General features: G+C 35.5%; 14 protein-coding genes. 11 read left to right on the top strand and 3 right to left on the bottom strand.

Features of this window, described 5'->3' with window-relative positions; genetic code table 11:
• From folK to A3EM_RS0106840, 9 genes are all read left to right on the top strand, one after another.
• Positions 1-483 (top strand): 2-amino-4-hydroxy-6-hydroxymethyldihydropteridine diphosphokinase, encoded by a 483-nt coding sequence (gene folK, locus A3EM_RS0106875; protein WP_020527449.1) that lies wholly within the window; start codon positions 1-3, stop codon positions 481-483.
• An 84-nt stretch (positions 484-567) separates the two neighbouring features.
• Positions 568-2,901 (top strand): FdhF/YdeP family oxidoreductase, encoded by a 2,334-nt coding sequence (locus A3EM_RS0106870; protein WP_020527448.1) that lies wholly within the window; start codon positions 568-570, stop codon positions 2,899-2,901.
• A 134-nt stretch (positions 2,902-3,035) separates the two neighbouring features.
• The gene (locus A3EM_RS0106865; protein ID WP_020527447.1) at positions 3,036-3,551 is read left to right on the top strand and encodes a SixA phosphatase family protein; all 516 of its coding nucleotides are present in this window, start codon (positions 3,036-3,038) and stop codon (positions 3,549-3,551) included.
• 4 nt (positions 3,552-3,555) lie between these two features.
• Positions 3,556-4,257 (top strand): 2-phosphosulfolactate phosphatase, encoded by a 702-nt coding sequence (locus tag A3EM_RS0106860; protein WP_020527446.1) that lies wholly within the window; start codon positions 3,556-3,558, stop codon positions 4,255-4,257.
• Between the two features lie 35 nt (positions 4,258-4,292).
• On the top strand, positions 4,293-4,754 hold the full coding sequence (smpB, locus tag A3EM_RS0106855) for an SsrA-binding protein SmpB (RefSeq protein WP_026210145.1): 462 nt from the start codon (positions 4,293-4,295) through the stop codon (positions 4,752-4,754).
• A 79-nt stretch (positions 4,755-4,833) separates the two neighbouring features.
• Positions 4,834-5,649, top strand: coding sequence for an aminotransferase class IV (locus A3EM_RS41725; protein WP_020527444.1), 816 nt, complete (start codon positions 4,834-4,836; stop codon positions 5,647-5,649).
• A 354-nt stretch (positions 5,650-6,003) separates the two neighbouring features.
• Positions 6,004-8,133 carry a DUF5686 and carboxypeptidase-like regulatory domain-containing protein gene (locus tag A3EM_RS41720; protein ID WP_020527442.1) on the top strand — a complete coding sequence of 710 codons (2,130 nt, stop codon included), beginning with the start codon at positions 6,004-6,006 and terminating at the stop codon, positions 8,131-8,133.
• A gap of 9 nt (positions 8,134-8,142) precedes the next feature.
• Entirely contained in the window at positions 8,143-8,457 is a 315-nt protein-coding gene (locus A3EM_RS47020) for a hypothetical protein (protein WP_020527441.1), read from the top strand.
• A gap of 261 nt (positions 8,458-8,718) precedes the next feature.
• A complete protein-coding gene (locus tag A3EM_RS0106840; RefSeq protein WP_020527440.1) occupies positions 8,719-8,961 on the top strand; it encodes a hypothetical protein in 243 nt (80 codons plus the stop codon).
• A 9-nt stretch (positions 8,962-8,970) separates the two neighbouring features.
• On the opposite strand, the gene A3EM_RS45580 is transcribed toward A3EM_RS0106840, so the two are convergent.
• Both A3EM_RS45580 and A3EM_RS0106830 read right to left on the bottom strand, forming a co-directional pair.
• Positions 8,971-10,743, bottom strand: a complete 1,773-nt coding sequence (locus A3EM_RS45580; RefSeq protein ID WP_083925188.1) for an ATP-binding protein — start codon at positions 10,741-10,743, stop codon at positions 8,971-8,973.
• A gap of 114 nt (positions 10,744-10,857) precedes the next feature.
• The gene (locus A3EM_RS0106830; protein ID WP_157637765.1) at positions 10,858-11,382 is read right to left on the bottom strand and encodes a YfiR family protein; all 525 of its coding nucleotides are present in this window, start codon (positions 11,380-11,382) and stop codon (positions 10,858-10,860) included.
• A gap of 730 nt (positions 11,383-12,112) precedes the next feature.
• Here A3EM_RS0106830 and A3EM_RS0106825 point away from each other — a divergent pair.
• The gene (locus A3EM_RS0106825) at positions 12,113-13,453 is read left to right on the top strand and encodes a PhoPQ-activated pathogenicity-related family protein (RefSeq protein ID WP_020527437.1); all 1,341 of its coding nucleotides are present in this window, start codon (positions 12,113-12,115) and stop codon (positions 13,451-13,453) included.
• Positions 13,454-13,582: 129 nt separating this feature from the next.
• A complete protein-coding gene (locus A3EM_RS0106820) occupies positions 13,583-14,650 on the top strand; it encodes an aldose epimerase family protein (RefSeq protein ID WP_020527436.1) in 1,068 nt (355 codons plus the stop codon).
• 102 nt (positions 14,651-14,752) lie between these two features.
• Here A3EM_RS0106820 and A3EM_RS0106815 read toward each other — a convergent pair whose 3' ends face one another.
• Positions 14,753-17,161, bottom strand: a complete 2,409-nt coding sequence (locus A3EM_RS0106815; RefSeq protein ID WP_020527435.1) for an alpha-ketoacid dehydrogenase subunit alpha/beta — start codon at positions 17,159-17,161, stop codon at positions 14,753-14,755.
• Positions 17,162-17,260 lie beyond the last annotated feature (99 nt).

The raw sequence follows: 17,260 nt of genomic DNA, 5'->3' as shown, positions 1-17,260 counted from the left end.
ATGGCAACTGTTTATATCCTTCTAGGTACAAACCTTGGTAATAGAGAGGAGAATCTTGACCAGGCCATGCTTAAGATTAAAGAAACTATTGGTCAGGTGTTACAAAAATCATCTGTATATGAAACTGCAGCCTGGGGAATAGAAGAACAGCCGGCATTTTATAATCAAGTACTTAAAGTAAACACTAATTTGCCTCCTGAGGTATTATTGCAAAAATTGCTGGAAATAGAAGTAAAAATGGGTAGAATCAGAATAAAAAAATGGTTTACCCGACTCATTGATATTGATATCCTGTATTACGATCAAAACCTTCTGGAAAGTCCTGATTTAACCATTCCACACAAAGAAATTCAAAACAGGAAATTCACATTAATCCCGCTGGTAGAAATTGCTCCAGATTATATCCATCCTGGTTATTTGAAAACAAACAAGGAGCTTTTAAATTTGTGTGAGGACAAATTAGAAGTTACAAAGGTGAAGTAAATCATTTTTGGGTCAATCCAATATTACCGTTCTCCATTATCTTATTCTTTCCAATTCCCATCATTGGGATAAAAATATTCTTAAATGTCTCAATCTAACATTACTGAAAAACCATTGAATGCAAAACCTTCTAAATCTCTGGCTCAGCCTCCGGAAAAATTTACAGGTTTAAAATTGAGAACACCATCCAAAACCTCTGGTGGAGTGACAGCCATTCTTTCAGCAGCAAAACATATCTTGGAGGAAATGGATTTGGGAAGAGGAACCACTACCCTGCTAAAGGCTAATCAAAAATTTGGATTTGATTGTCCGGGATGTGCCTGGCCGGACCCGAAAAACAGATCTGTAATTGGCGAATTTTGTGAAAATGGCGCTAAGGCCATTGCAGAAGAAGCCACTTTAAAAAAAGTAACTCCAGATTTCTTCGATCACTATTCAATTGATGAATTAGGCCAGCAATCAGATTATTGGCTGGGCAAACAAGGAAGAATCACACACCCGGTAATTCTAACTGCAGACAGTAACCGATATAAGAAAATTTCCTGGGATCAGGCATTTGAGTTCATTGCCAATGAATTGAATAACCTGGAAAGCCCCGATCAGGCTGCGTTTTATACTTCGGGCCGAACTAGTAATGAAGCCGCTTTTCTGTATCAGCTATTCGTAAGAAAATTTGGGACCAATAACCTTCCGGATTGTTCCAATATGTGCCACGAATCCAGCGGAACAGGTCTTTCCCAGACTTTAGGAATTGGAAAAGGGAGTGTAACCCTTAATGATTTCAATCAGGCTGAGGTCATTTTGGTTATGGGTCAAAATCCAGGAACCAACCACCCAAGGATGCTTTCAGCATTAGAGAAAGCCAAGAAAAAAGGAAGCATTATTATTTCCATAAATCCACTCAGGGAAACCGGACTGGTTAATTTCACAGATCCAAAGCAACCATTGGAGATTTTAAAGGGTGGAACTAATTTATGCGATCATTTTTTACAGGTGAAAATTAACGGTGATCAGGCCCTTTTGAAATGTTTAATGATACTGTTACTACAAGAAGAGGAAAATCAACCGGGAAAAGTATTCGACCATGATTTTATTAAAAACCACACTCAGGATTATGAACAATTAATCGGGGATTTAAAGAGCTATAATATGGAAGACTTGTCTGTTCAGGCAGGAATTCCAATGAAAAAAATCAGGGAAGTTGCCAAAATTCTAGCACGTAAAAAGAAAATAATTGTTTGTTGGGCTATGGGCCTTACTCAACATAAAAATGGCGTGGCTAATATAAAAGAAGTCGTTAATCTTTTATTGTTAAAAGGATCAATTGGTAAACCAGGTGCCGGAACCTGTCCGGTAAGAGGACACAGCAATGTACAGGGAGACAGAACAATGGGAATTTGGGAAGCTCCACCTCAAAGTTTACTGGACAATTTAAAAAACACTTTTGATTTCCAGCCACCTCAAAAACACGGCTTTAATACGGTAGAAACCATAAAAGCAATGCAGGAAGAAAAAGTAAAAGTGTTTTTTGCATTGGGTGGAAATTTTCTTTCGGCAACTCCGGATACAGAATACACAGCTGAAGCCTTAAAAAAATGCCAACTTACGGTTCATATTTCTACTAAACTAAACAGAAGCCATTTAATCCATGGAAAAAATGCCCTAATTCTTCCCTGCCTTGGCAGAACTGAAAAAGATATGCAAAAAGAAGGGTGGCAATTTGTTTCTGTAGAAAATTCCATGGGAGTAGTACACAAATCTCAAGGGCATTTAAACCCGGTAGCTCCTACCCTTTTGAGTGAATGTGCCATAATAGCCAATTTGGCTCACCAAACTTTTAAACAGGATCATTCCATAGATTGGATGGAACTCATTGAAGACTACGATCACATAAGGGAGTTAATCGAGAAGGTAATTCCAGGCTTTGAGGACTATAATTTTAGAATAAGAAAAGAGGACGGTTTTGAGCTACCAAATTGTGCAAGAGATCGCAGTTTTAAACCTTTGGGAGGAAAGGCCAGGTTTTCAATTAATCCACTCACTGCTTACCAGCCTGAGGAGGACGAATTGATGATGATGACCATAAGGAGTCATGATCAGTTTAATACAACCATTTATGGACTGCACGACCGGTACAGAGGGATTTACAATGAAAGGAGGGTGATTTTAATGAACGTCTCGGATATGAAAAACCTAAATTTAACCAGGGAAGAAGTTGTAGATATCACAAGTCATTTTGAAGGAGAAATAAGAATAGCCAAAAATTTTATAGTGGTTCCTTATGATATTCCGGAAAAATGTACCGCTACTTATTTCCCCGAAACCAATGTTCTGGTGCCAATCAACCATTATGCAGAGAAAAGCATGACTCCCGCCTCCAAATCCATTATTATTAAAATCAGGAAACAATCCGGATGATGCTTTTAAAATAATAGGTTTAATCCTTTTGGGAAGTATTAAAATTTTATCATTTTTATCAGTATTATTAATTCGTCTTTTATCCAAGTAATGACTTAAAAAGCAGGGATGATTTGTCTTTAATAAAAGTAGCCATGAAAACTTTATATCTTGTAAGGCACGCCAAATCCAGTTGGAAAGACATTAGTCTTGACGACTTTGACAGACCACTTAATAAAAGGGGAAAAAGGGATGCCCCATTTATGGGCAAACGATTAAAAAAACAGGGAATAAAACCACACCTTATTTTAGCTTCCCCGGCAAAAAGGGCAAAAAAAACCGCAAAAATTTTTGCCCGGGAAATGGGATATCCTGAAGGTAAAATTAAGTTTGCAAAAAAAATTTATGAAGCAGGGAGAAATGAACTTTTGGAGGTGATCAGAAATCAGGATGATAAAATAAATTCCCTTATGCTGGTAGGACATAATCCGGAATTGACAAGTCTTTCCAATTATCTGTCGGATTATGAAATTGTAAATATTCCTACTTCGGGAATTTCCTGTATCAAATTATCCATAGATACCTGGAATGAAATAAAATTAAAAGCAGGAGAACAGTCATTTTTCGATTATCCCAAAAGGCATTTGGTTTCCGAATCAACTAAAACATGACTAAATGATAAATATTGAGGTTTGTTATTCACCAGAACTAATTCATCTGTACGAATTGGAAGGAAAAATTGTGGTAGTTACAGATATCCTAAGAGCAACCTCAAGCATGGTAGCCGGTTTAGGTAGTGGTGTAAAATCTATTGTTCCGGTAATGGAAGTAGCTGAATGTGATGAATATGGAAAACAAGGGTTCCTTACTGCAGGGGAAAGAAACGGGATCAAAGTTCCTCATTTTAATTTTGGGAACTCTCCTTTTGATTTTATGCTACCTGAAAATATAGGTAAGTCCATAGCCATGACCACTACAAATGGTACCAGGGCAATTAATAAATCAAAAGCAGCCAAACAAGTCATTATAGGTAGTTTTTTAAATCTAAATGCTACTTCAGCATTTCTGAAAGAAGTTTCTGAAGACATTGTGATTTTTTGTGCAGGATGGAAAGGCCGATTTAGCATGGAAGATACTTTGTTTGCCGGAGCGCTGGCTGATAGCCTTAAAGAAAATGCAAATATTGCCTGCGATGCAGCCATTGGAGCCATTACGCTTTTTAAATCACATGAAAAGGATTTATTAAATTTTGTGATGCAATCCAACCATGCCAAAAGATTAGGTAAGCTGGATGTGAAAAAAGATATTGAATTTTGTATGGAACAAAACAAATTTAATGTTGTTCCTATCCTGAACGATAATTTCCTTAGCGTGTAGAAAGTAAAAGGAAATAGAAAATAAAGCATAAACTAATGGCAAAAAAACCAGACATACAAAAGACAGTAAATATAAAAAATAAGCAAGCCTCACATGAATACCATTTTATTGATAAATTTCTGGCTGGCATAATGCTCAAAGGATCAGAGATAAAATCTATACGAATGGGAAAAGTAAATCTTAGAGATTCATTCTGTACTTTTTTTAACAATGAACTTTGGGTAAGAAATATGGATATTTCACCTTACTTAATGGGTGGGTATGCCAATCATTCGGCAAAAGCCGACCGCAAGTTACTCTTAACCAAAAAGGAACTAAAGAAGCTGGAAGAAAAATTAAAGGATGTTGGGCTGACCATAGTTCCAACCCGTTTGTTTATTAATGACAGAGGCCTGGCAAAAATGGAAATTGCACTTGCCAAAGGAAAAAAATTATATGACAAGCGACAAGATTTAAAAGAGAAAGATTTAAAAAGAGAAATGGACAGAATAAGATAAACCAGAAAAAAACATTCATCCAAAGTTTTTTAGAAAATCCTAACCTCTTTATATTGTCCTCAAATTGTAATTATCCTTTATGATTGTAAGTTTTAATCATCAGCAAATTCTGGTTAAAGATTTCCATGTCAGTCTAGATGACAGGGCCTTTCGTTATGGTGACGGCTTATTTGAAACGCTTATCTATAATGGAAGTGAAATTCGTTTCTTTTCCGATCATATCAAACGCCTGAAGGAAGGAATGAAATCGCTTGGTTTTGTGGGTGTAAATGGGCTGAAAAAGGATTTATTAAATCATCAGATTGGTCAGTTACTGAAGAAAAATAATTTAACCAACTCGGAGGCTAGAATTAAAATAAATATTTGGAGAAAGGGCAACGGATTGTATTTTCCCGAAAACAATCAATTTAATATCCTGATCAGCACCAACCAGATTAAAACTAAGAAAAATAATCTGCCTATTCATATCTCATTTTCAAAAAATTCAAAAGTTCACTTTTCAGGATTTTCAGCATTTAAATCCAACAATTCACTGCCCTATATTATTGCAGGTCAGGAGTGTTCCAAAAGAAACCTTGATGATTTAATCCTGCTAAATCTTAAAAACAAAATTGCCGAATGTATTTCAAGTAATATTTTCTGGGTGAAAAATAATACCGTTTTTACCCCAAAAGTGAAAACGGGATGTGTGGCTGGAATTGCAAGAAAAAATATTATTAAGAAATTAACTAACCGGGGGATTTTAGTAAAAAAAGTTATTGCAAATAAAACGGAAATATTGGATGCAGAATTTATTTTTACATCTAATGTTTCAGGGTTAAAAATTGTAAGCCGGGTTGATGATAAAAAATTTAATACTGACCACCCTATCCAAAAACACCTGAATATTTATTAAATTTATTACAAGCAAAGTATTTCAAGACGGAAGGCTTAAAAACAATAAGGATGTCGTGAAACAATCCATTTGAATTTTACGATTTAAAAACTAACAACTTCACTTATTTTCTGTAAAAACTACCAATCAATTGATTACCAATAGCAAAACAAACGTTATATTTTAACTTTAATAAGCGAAAAAAAGGAACTAAATTTTAAAAGAATAGTTCTCTGAATGACTAACAAAATGGCCTGTAAATGAAATAACCAGGCTTTTAATTTTTCAATAAAATAAACACCAGCAAGCTTGTTAAAACCAAACCTCTCATTATTATTCCTGACGGTTTTCATAATCGCAATCAACGTGAAAACTATGGCGCAATCTACTGTGGTAAAGGGAAAAATTACTGACAGTGAGACAGGCGAAGGTATGCCCTTTGTAAACGTTTTTTTTAATGGGACCACCAAGGGCAGTACTACAGACTTCGAAGGAAATTTTACCATTAGTTCGGATAATCCTACCGATTCAATTGTAGCTTCCTACGTAGGTTATCTTCAAAAAAAGAAACCAGTTATAAAAAACACCACCCAGGTTATAAATTTCCAGCTTATTCCCGACACAAAAACACTGGAAACGGTAGAAATAAGGGTTGGAGATTATGAAAACCCCGCCTGGGAAGTGCTCAGAAATGTGGTGAAAAATAAAGAAAAAAATGACAAAAGGTCTTTGGATGCTTATGAATATGAAGCTTACACAAAAATAGAAATTGATGTAGATAATATTTCGGATAAGTTCAAGGAAAAAAAGGTAGTAAAAAAAATCACAAGTGTGCTGGATAGTATTGAGCGAATTGCAGGGGATGATGGGAAACCAATTCTCCCAATGTTCATTTCAGAATCCATTTCAGATTTTTATTACCTGAAATCTCCTGAAAGAAAAAAAGAGGTAATCCAAAAAACCAAAATCACCGGCTTGGGAATTACCGATGGAAGTACTGTTTCACAAATTACAGGGGCTTCTTTTCAGGAATATAATTTTTACAAAAACTGGATGGAAATTGTGGAAAAAGATTTTGTTTCCCCGATTTCAGACAGCTGGCGTGCCTTTTACGATTACGAATTAAAATCCTGGGAAGAAATTGTAGATAGTGTAACTTGCTACAAAATCGAATTTAAACCCAAAAACCCTGAGGATCTGGCTTTTACAGGTACTATGTGGATTGCAGACTCTTTAAATAATTTTGCTCTTAAACAAATTGATGTAAATATTGGAAAAAATGCAAACCTCAATTTTATAGAGAAAGTAAAAATTCAACAAAAATATCAGCAGGCTGAACCCGGAGGGCCCTGGCTTCCTAATAAAACCAGGGTAATTATCGACATTGGGGAAATAAGAGACGACTGGGCTGGTATGTTAGCTAAATTTTATGTTTCCCACAAGAACTTCAAAATTAATCAGCCCAAGCCTGTGTCATTTTTTGATCAGGAAGTTGAACTCAGTGAATTTGCTCTGGAAAAAAATGAAGATTTTTGGATAAAAAACCGACATGATCCGCTTTCAGAAACAGAACAAAACGTGTATCAGATGATTGATACGCTGAAAAAAATTCCTGTAATCAAAAGCTATGTTGAGATTGTTAATATTGCATTTAACGGGTATAAGAAAATTGGCAAGTTTGACCTGGGCCCTTTTATTTATACTTATGCAAATAATAATGTAGAAGGCAATAGATTTAGACTGGGAGGGAAAACCAATATTGATTTTAGTAAAAAGTTTGTGCTATCCGGGTATGGGGCATATGGATTAAAAGATCAGGAATTTAAATATAAACTGGAGGCCAATTATATTCCCAAACGAAAACCATGGACAGTGGTTGGACTATCCAGAAAAGTTGATCTCGATCAGGTGGGTATTTTTAATGATAACATTTCTAACAATTCTCTTTTTAATTCATTTTCAACCTTTGGTACGCTGAGAAGGCCTTATTCTCATACCATTAATAAAGTTTGGGTCAATTCAGAAGTTTATCCGGGAATTACCCATCAGGTAACGTTCAGAAATAGAACACTTGATCCTCTTTTTCCTTTTAGATACATAAAATCAGGTGAAGGGACAGACCAGGTTTTAGGTGAAACCATTACCGTAAATGAATTAATATTTGAGGCCAGGATTGCCATTGGGGAAAAGTTCATCATCAATGATAATAGCCGGATAAGCATGGGGAATGGCAATAAACCTGTTTTTACACTTAGATATACCTACGGTTTAAAAGACTTTTGGAATAGTGATTTTGGTTACCAGAGGTTTGACGCCTTTATAGACCAGAGCTTTAGACTTGGCGCTTTTGGCCGTACTTCTTACCGTTTGTCCGGAGGATACATTCCATCTACGATCCCCTACCCTTTGCTTGAAACACACCTGGGAAATGAAACTGTATTCCTCAACGAAAATTCCTATAACATGATGGATTTCTTTGAGTTTGTGAGCGACCAATACGCTTAGCTTTCGGTAATGCACCGATTTGATGGTTTATTACTCAACAGAGTTCCCCTTATCAGTAAACTTAAATGGAGAACATTTGGCTATGGTAAAGTACTTTATGGTAGCGTAAAACAAAGTAATATAGACCTGATCCCCCCAACCGATGAACAGGGAAATCCCATCCCCAGTTTTCAGGCATTGGGAAGTGAACCTTATGCAGAAGTAGGTTATGGGATTGAAAATATTTTCAGGTTTATTCGAGTAGACTTTATCCATAGACTCAATTATCTGTCGGAGGATACCAAGGACTTTGCTGTAAAAATTTCCTTTCAGTTTAGGCTATAATATTTTTAGTTATTTTATAGCACACAGAAATAGGAATTTAAAACTGGTTTCCTATGTGAACCTAAAGATTGATTATCTTTTTGGAAACGGATTTCAATTTCCTCCCGTACCTAATAATAAGAGATGATGGGAAATATTCTTATTCAACCTTTTTTTAATTAACTTTAATTAGGACTACCTGATATCCTTAGCTGCCTTATCTTGTTTTAAAAAAAACAATTAATATTTAAACCATGCTGTAACAAGCAAACCAAAAGACAAATGAAAAAGAAAAAAAGAAAAAAAATCGACCCTAATCAATTACCTAAAGTTCATAAAGATCTGAAAGGGTTTGATATTAAAATCAATGAATTTGGGGAAATAAAAAGTACCCTTCCCCTGGAAGAGATCAATAAGTTTCTCAACCGTAAAGTAGTGGACAAAAAATTAAAGGACAGACTTGGTTACAAATCTGATGAAGATGATGACACTGTAGATTTTCTGTATGATGATTCAGATTCCTAAGCCTTATTCTTATTGATTTAGTGCATTTGGGATGGTAACTGTAAAACTTGTTCCTTTCCTCACTACAGATGAAAAGGAAATTTTTCCTTTCAGTTTATCCACTACATTTTTCACAATATACAATCCCAATCCGGATCCCTGTGATTGGTCGGTCGCCCTGTAAAACATATTGAATATTTTGGACTGACTTTCTGCCTGAATTCCCATTCCATTGTCATTAATAGTGATAACCGCCTCTTGATGGTTTATCTTTCCTTCAATTTTCACAAAAGGATTATCTTCCGAAGGATTTCTGTATTTAAATGCATTGGAAATCAGGTTGTTCAAAATGATATTGATCCTGGTGGGATCTGAAAGGAATTCTCCTTCCTGCTCAATCTCCATAGTAACTTCCAGATTTTCAGGTTTGTTCAGATTCAGAATTTCAACTGATTCTTCAATCAGTTTATTAAAATCTATCAGTTGCTTTTTGTCATCAACCCTATTATTTCTGGAAAGTGTTAGCAGATTTATCACTAAAGCATCCAGCCTTTTTACACTTCGTTCAATGAGGTCGAAATAACCTAAAATACTATCTAAAGACTTTTCATTTTTGGAAATGGTAATTAAGCCTAAAATAGAAAGTAGCGGTGACCTTAAGTCATGGGAGGTGTGGTAGACAAAATTGTCCAGTTCAAAGTTGACCTTTTTAAGTTCAAGGAAACTTTCTTTCTCATAGGTGATATCCTTGACTACCCCTTCAAAAAAACCTGCTTCATTTAAATACCTTCCAGAGATTGAAACCCACAGATTTTTTTCTTCTTTATTAATATTCAACTCAAAGCTCTCCACAAAACCATTTTCGTGAATCGCGTTTTTTAACCGGATAGCATCCCGGGGATTGAGCAATTTACCAACCACAGGATCTCCGGATTCATATTCTGCTCCAATGATATCCCATGTGCGGTTATTGGCTTCAATAATTCCCGAATTTTCAATATTTAACCTGAAAATTCCAATCATGGAGTTTTGGTAAATATTTCGGTATTTTTCCTCACTTAACTCAAGCGCCTTCTTGCTCCTGGCTTCAGCTTCCTGCCTCAGCTGGATTTGTTCCAACATATGGTTAAAACCATTGTAAAGCACCCCAATTTCATCATTACTTTTGGGTTTTACTCTTAACTTATAATCAGTTTCAGAAGAGATTTTCTGTGTAGCATCTGTAAGTTCGGTAATTGGCCCTGAAATAACTTTCTGAAGGTAAATAGCTACTAAAAATGCCAATAAAATCACCACCGCAAAAATGAGGAGCATGTTAAGCAGTAATTTATTAATAGCATTTTGAACTTCACTCAATGTAGATTTCAAATAGATATGTCCCAAAACTTTATTTTGAAATTCTATAGGTTGAGTAACATGCAGGTAATTGCCTTCAAAGAAAGAATTCCTTTTAAGCATTTCTCCTGCCAGGGCTAATTCTTCAGGGAATTCACATTCGTGATTGTAGTAAGCGAAAATTACCCCGTTGTGATCTCTTATATGTACACATTCTATTTGCGGGTCATTGTCAAGCTTTTCCAAAATTTCAATAGCTCTTTCCTTCGCCTCAAAACGTAAAGGGGTAATACTGTAATCAGAAACAATTTTGGCCGTGTTTACCATTGTTTTCTGAAGATCTTCCATTAAATGACTTCTCAAGCTAAAAAATACGGCTCCAAAACCCACAAACAGTGCTAACAGGGTAACGGATAGGATTACCGAAATTAACTTGTTTTTAATGGACATACTCTTCAAAAAATTCATTATTAAAGTGGCTTAGATAAAAAGACTGAAAGTTTACTTAGAAAGAACCTTTGGAAAACACAGTCCGATCTTTTTCATTCCCTTTATGGGTATTTCAAAAAATAGTAGTGGTGGTTAGTTAATTATTTTGGCTACATCAAGTAGCCTGGAATTTATCTTCAATGGAGATTCTTTATATACATTGTAATTCATTTCAAACAAAACCTTTTGGTTTTGATGATAAAAATTGAATAACGCTCCTTTTTGGGCATATCCGGCACTATCACCCACTGTTAAAATTGGTTTGCCTTTTACGACACCAAAAATCTCCTCTACCAGTTCTTCATGGACTGAGGCTATAAATAAAACCTCACAATCCAAAACTCCCTCAGGAGAATCAACATATTCAATTTCCGTAACTTTTCCCTTAATTTTTATATCTGCATAAAGGTATTTTAAATACTTATAAAAGTACTGATCACCAAATACCTTTATTTTAAATACATCAATATTTTCTTCATGTGGCCAGGTGATAAATTCTGTAAAATATTTCATCAAGTCGGCTTTTCTCTCAGAATATTTTACATCCTGAGCCATAAGGTTGGAATGCACGAGGAACCCTGCTATAATAATTGCAGTTGCACAAATATATATCCTCATTAATGTTCCAAACATAATTACCCTAAATTGGCCCAGACTTACTTACTGATAATCAATACCTTACAAAATAAGCTTCTCCTTGTTATTTCAAATATTTAAAATTTCCAAAACAATTATAAAAGTCGTACTTTATACGTTTAATATATCACTTTAATTAATTAAAACTAAAGTTTTACCTAAATTACAATCAAAAATTTCACCTAAACATTAATTCATAATTAATAATTCTTTTTATTCTAGAGGTTGTTTTACTTTCAACTCCAAATCTAACTTCCTTAAAATTGAGCTAAGAACAATTTGAAATGGTTAAGCTTTTGAAAATCAAATCCCCACAGAATATATGCCCAAACCTCAGACAGTACACCATTTAATATCAGATTTCCTAACCTCCAAAATTCAGTTCATTTGCCATTTTCCCAAATCCTTTTACTTCAATTAAGATAAAAATAAAATGGAAAAATTATTTAGTTCAAATAGTAACTTTTATCAGAATTAAAGTAATAAAACTGATAGAATACCTATCTGTTAATTACGAATAAAGTTAGTCGTAATATTAATAAGGTATTTTGTTAATCCAAAAAAATCTTCTTTTATCAATAATTTTTTATTTGAAAATGAAGATAGATGCCAGGTTTGGAATGATGCAAATTGGCAATTGTCCAAGGGAAAGCATCTTCCCAAAGGTTTACCAGAAAGATTTTGTCACATAAACTATTAACTTATTTATTTCATGAAACTATTTTTTAAAGCGGCCTTAACCCTTTCCTTTTTTTTATCATTTTATTGTGTTCCATCTTTCAGCCAAACGGCTATAGAAAAACACCTCAATAAACCTGAACCAGAGTATAAGTGGTCGGTTCACGAAAAAATTGAAAAAGAAAATTATACGATTTATGTTCTGAAATTAACTTCTCAAAAATGGAAAGATATGATTTGGGTACATCAACTTTCCCTATTCATTCCCGAAAAAATAGATAATAATAATCACTCCCTTCTTTTTATTTCTGGAGGAAAAATAGAAAATGGACAGCCCAAATGGACTGATTCTAATAAAGAGGATCGATATGGATTGGGAAAAATGTCAGTGGCAACCCAATCGCCCATGGCACTTTTAAAACAGGTACCGAATCAACCTATTTTTGGAGGACGAGTGGAAGATGAAATTATCAGCTACACATTCCATAAGTATCAGGAAACAAACGATGATTCATGGCCTTTGCTTTTCCCAATGGTAAAAAGTGCGGTGAAAGCAATGGATGCTATTCAGGAATTTGGAAAAAAGGAACTGAAAATCGATATCGACAAATTTGTGGTAACTGGAGCATCAAAAAGAGGCTGGACCACCTGGCTCACCGGAGCTAATGATGAAAGAGTTACGGCTATAGCTCCCATGGTTATTGATGTATTGAATATGAGTGTTCAAATGGAATACCAGAAAGAAGCATGGGGAGATTATAGTCCGGAAATACAGGATTATGTAGACCTAGGAATTCCACAACAGGCGGCATCAGATGAAGGCAAAAAATTATTAGGCCTGGTAGACCCATATACCTACAGGAAAAAACTGAAAATGCCTAAACTTATATTTAATGGAACAAATGACCCATACTGGCCTGCAGATGCAATAAAACATTATCTAAATGAAATTCCCGGAGAAAACCATCTTTTGTATGTTCCCAATGCCGGTCATGACCTTGGTGATGGGAAATTAGCTCTTGAAGCCCTTGCCGCATTCTATAAAGAAACTATTTCTTCTACAAAACACCCGGTTGTGAAATGGAAAGCACATGATGAAGGAGAAAAAATTTCCATTTCTATTCGGGCAGACCGGCCATTTGAAAAAGCCAATTTGTGGGTAGCCAACTCTGAGGGTGACAGGGATTTTAGAGATGAAAAATTTGTAGCTCAAAGTCTGGATTTGGATAGCAAAAAGGATATAAAAGCAAGTATTGATTTCCCTGAAAATGGTTATAAAGCATTTTATGTGGAATTAATTTTTAAAAGTCCATTGGGTGGCACTTATTCCCAAACTACCCAAATGTATGTTTCCGATAAATCAAACTTACAATAAGGCCCAAAAACCAATATTAGGATATTTCTTTTGGTAAAAGGAATCGTGGAAAGTGAAACTTCAACAAAAAATTATTGATAACTTTGCGCCACGTTTCAACTGAAACTTTTTCTTAAAAACCAGAAAAATATGCAACTACAAAAAGAGGCTTTTGGGAAACATCCCAATGGAGAAAATATAAATCTTTATACGCTAAAAAATGATAATGGATTAAGTGTGAGTATTACCAATTATGGTGGGATAGTAGTTAGTCTGTTTGTACCCGATAAAAACGGTACTGCCGAAGATATTACACTTGGTTTTGATAAACTGGACCAATATATAGAAAATAATGACCCTTATATGGGGGCTATTATTGGAAGGTTTGGTAACAGAATAGCCAATGGAAAGTTTCAGATTAATGGTATTGATTACAATTTTCCTAAAAACAATGGGAAAAACACTTTACATGGTGGTTTAAAGGGATTTGATAAAGTGATATGGGAAGTTGAAGAGCTTGATTCGAGGAATGATTATACAGGTATCAAACTCTCTTATTTAAGCAAAGATATGGAAGAAGGTTTTCCAGGCAATCTTAAAGTTGAAGTGGTTTATTCCCTAAACAATGAGAATGAATTTAAAATTGAATACTTTGCCGAAACAGACAAAAACACCCATTGTAATTTAACAAATCATGCCTATTTCAATTTGAAGGGAGCAGGAAATGGAAATATACTCGATCATAAAATTACCATTAAAGCGGATAATTTTACGCCCGTAAATGAAAACATGATCCCTTTGGGAACATTGCAAAGAGTTTCATCTACTCCCTTTGATTTTAGGGAACCTATGAAAATAGGAGAAAGAATTGAAGAGGATCACCAGCAACTCAAATTGGGAACCGGGTATGATCACAATTTTGTAATAAAAAATAGTGGGGAGGAAATAAGCCTTGCCGCTGAGGTTGAGGAACCCATTTCCGGGAGATTGATGGAAGTATATACTTCTGAACCTGGCATTCAATTCTATACTGGAAATTTTCTGGGAGGAATAAAGGGAAAGAAACATAAAATTTATGAAGACAGATTTGGGTTTTGTTTGGAAACACAGCATTTTCCAGACTCTCCCAATCAGCCTTCTTTTCCTTCTACTTTACTGGAACCGGGAGAAAAATACGAAAGCACCACTATCTATAAATTTTCACTAACGGAAAACTAAAAGGTAGTTTTAACCTTATTTCGTAGAAAATGGCAGAAATTAAAAAAGCCCTGGGTTTTTAAGTCCAGGGCTTTTTTAATAGCATTTTATTCCAAAATGCTTTTAGTACAATTCCGGAAACCTTGCAGGGTCAGCCTCATTCATCAATGCATAAACCTTATCAAAAACTTCTTCCACATTTGGTTTAGAAAAATAATCTCCATCACTGGAATAAGCAGGTCTGTGGTCCTTGCCTGAAATACAAACAGGCTTTGAATCGAGCCATTGGTAGGCATTTTGTTCGTCAATCACTTTTTGCATCATAAATCCCGTTGCTCCTCCAGTTACATCTTCATCAGCAAATACTACCCTGTTTGTTTTTTTGACTGACTCCAATATTTTATGGTTCACATCAAATGGAAGTAAGCTCTGAACATCAATTACTTCACAGTTAATACCCATCTCAAATAATTGCTCTGCAGCTTCCATCACCACTCTGCACATCGAGCCATAAGTAACCACAGTAACATCCTCTCCCCACCTAATAACCTCAGGTATTCCCAACGGAACAGTAAACTCTCCAATATTGCTTGGCAGCTTTTCTTTTAAACGATAGCCGTTAAGGCATTCAATAATAAGTGCAGGATCATCCGATTGCAACATGGTATTATAAAAACCGGCTGCTTTTGTCATATTTCTCGGAACTAAAATATAAATACCACGCATACTTCCCAGTAAAGTACTCATTGGGGAACCTGAATGCCAGATTCCTTCTAATCTGTGTCCCCTGGTCCGGATAATTAAAGGAGCAACCTGCCCACCTTTTGTACGGTATTGCAAACAGGCCAAATCATCTGTTATGGTTTGTAACGCATAATAAATGTAGTCCAAATACTGAATTTCTACAATTGGCCGTAGCCCTCGGAGGGCTGCTCCTACTCCCTGCCCAATAATAGAAGGTTCTCTTATTCCTGTATCCGTAACTCTAAGTTCCCCATGCTTCTCCTGCAAGCCGGCAAATCCCTGGTTTACATCACCAATTTTACCTACATCCTCCCCTATGGCAAATACCCTCGGATCCCGTTTTAAAATAGCATCAAACGCAGCTTGTACAACTTCCCGACCATCTACAATTTCACTACTTGTTTCATCATACTCTGGTTTAATCTCTTTCACTTTCAAAGCCGAACTGGCAGACTCATTGTAAAGGTGGGAATTAAACCGTTCATAATTTTCTTTTTCTACATTAGCAAGCCAATCCAGTAAATCCTGCTTTAAAGCTTTATTTTCATACCTTAAAACTCTTAGTGCTTTTCTTGCGGCTTTAACAGCATCAGAGCGAATTGGATTAAGGGTTTTTTCCAATTCCTTTCTAATTTCCCTTAATTTATTATTTGCTGCAACTTTTTTGTTTGTCTCTATTAAAATCTGAACCACCTTATTATGATCCTTTCTCACATCTTTCAAAAAATCATCCCAGGCCGCCTGTCTGGCTTTTCTTACAGTAGCCAAAGCCTTAGATTCAATTTCTTTTAACTCTTCCTTGGTTCCAAAACCATTTTCAAGAATCCATTCTTTAAATTTCTTGTTGCAATCATATTCCCTTTCCCAGTTCAGCCTTTCTTTTGATTTATATCTTTCATGAGAACCTGAAGTGGAATGTCCCTGTGGCTGTGTCATTTCCTTTACATGAACTAATACAGGAACGTGTTCCTTACGGCAAATTTCATCAGCCATTTTGTAGGTTTGGCATAAGGCTTCATAATCCCAACCATTTACACTGAAAATTTCAATTCCTTTTTTATTCCCGGTTCTTTGAAAACCTTCAAGTACTTCCGAAATGTTTTCCTTGGTAATCTGATATTTATTAGAAACAGAAATGCCATAATGATCATCCCAAACCGAAGTTAGCATTGGAATTTGCAAAACCCCCGCTGCGTTGATAGCCTCAAGAAATAATCCTTCAGCGCAGGAAGCATTTCCTATAGTGCCAAAAGCCACCTCATTTCCATTTTTAGAGAATTTTGTAAGACTTGCAAGTTCTTTATTTTCCCTGAATAATTTGGATGCATAAGCAAGTCCCACCAACCTTGGCATTTGACCGGCTGTGGGCGAAATATCAGAAGTGGTGTTTTTCATCACCATCTGATCATTCCAGTTTCCGGATTCATCAAGACTTCTGGTGGCAAAGTGAGCATTCATCGATCTTCCTCCAGAAAAGGGCTCCAGCGATAAATCTGTATGAGCATATAATTGAGCAAAAAACTGTTGTATCGTAGAGCCTTCAATCGCAAACATAAAAGTCTGATCCCTATAATACCCTGAACGCCAATCTCCTGGTTTAAAAACCTTAGCCATGGCAATTTGCGCCAATTCCTTACCATCTCCAAAAATTCCGAACTTGGCTTTGCCCATGAAAACTTCCTTTCGCCCAATTAGACTGGCCTGACGGCTTTCTGAGACTATTCTGTAATCGTTCAGAATTTCTTCCTTTGTCAAAGTATTATTGTCAATTAGATTATCCTGATACACAACATTTTGGTTTAGGTAGATAAAAGCAAGTTATAAATTTAAAAACAGCACCCTTGGAAATTGACTAAAAAACAAAAAACAATTTCCCGTATGATAACC

Source organism: Flexithrix dorotheae DSM 6795 (assembly GCF_000379765.1).
GTDB classification, from domain to species: domain Bacteria; phylum Bacteroidota; class Bacteroidia; order Cytophagales; family Flammeovirgaceae; genus Flexithrix; species Flexithrix dorotheae.
Note: the sequence above shows the minus strand (reverse complement) of the source record. Positions and strands in the feature narration are given on the sequence as shown.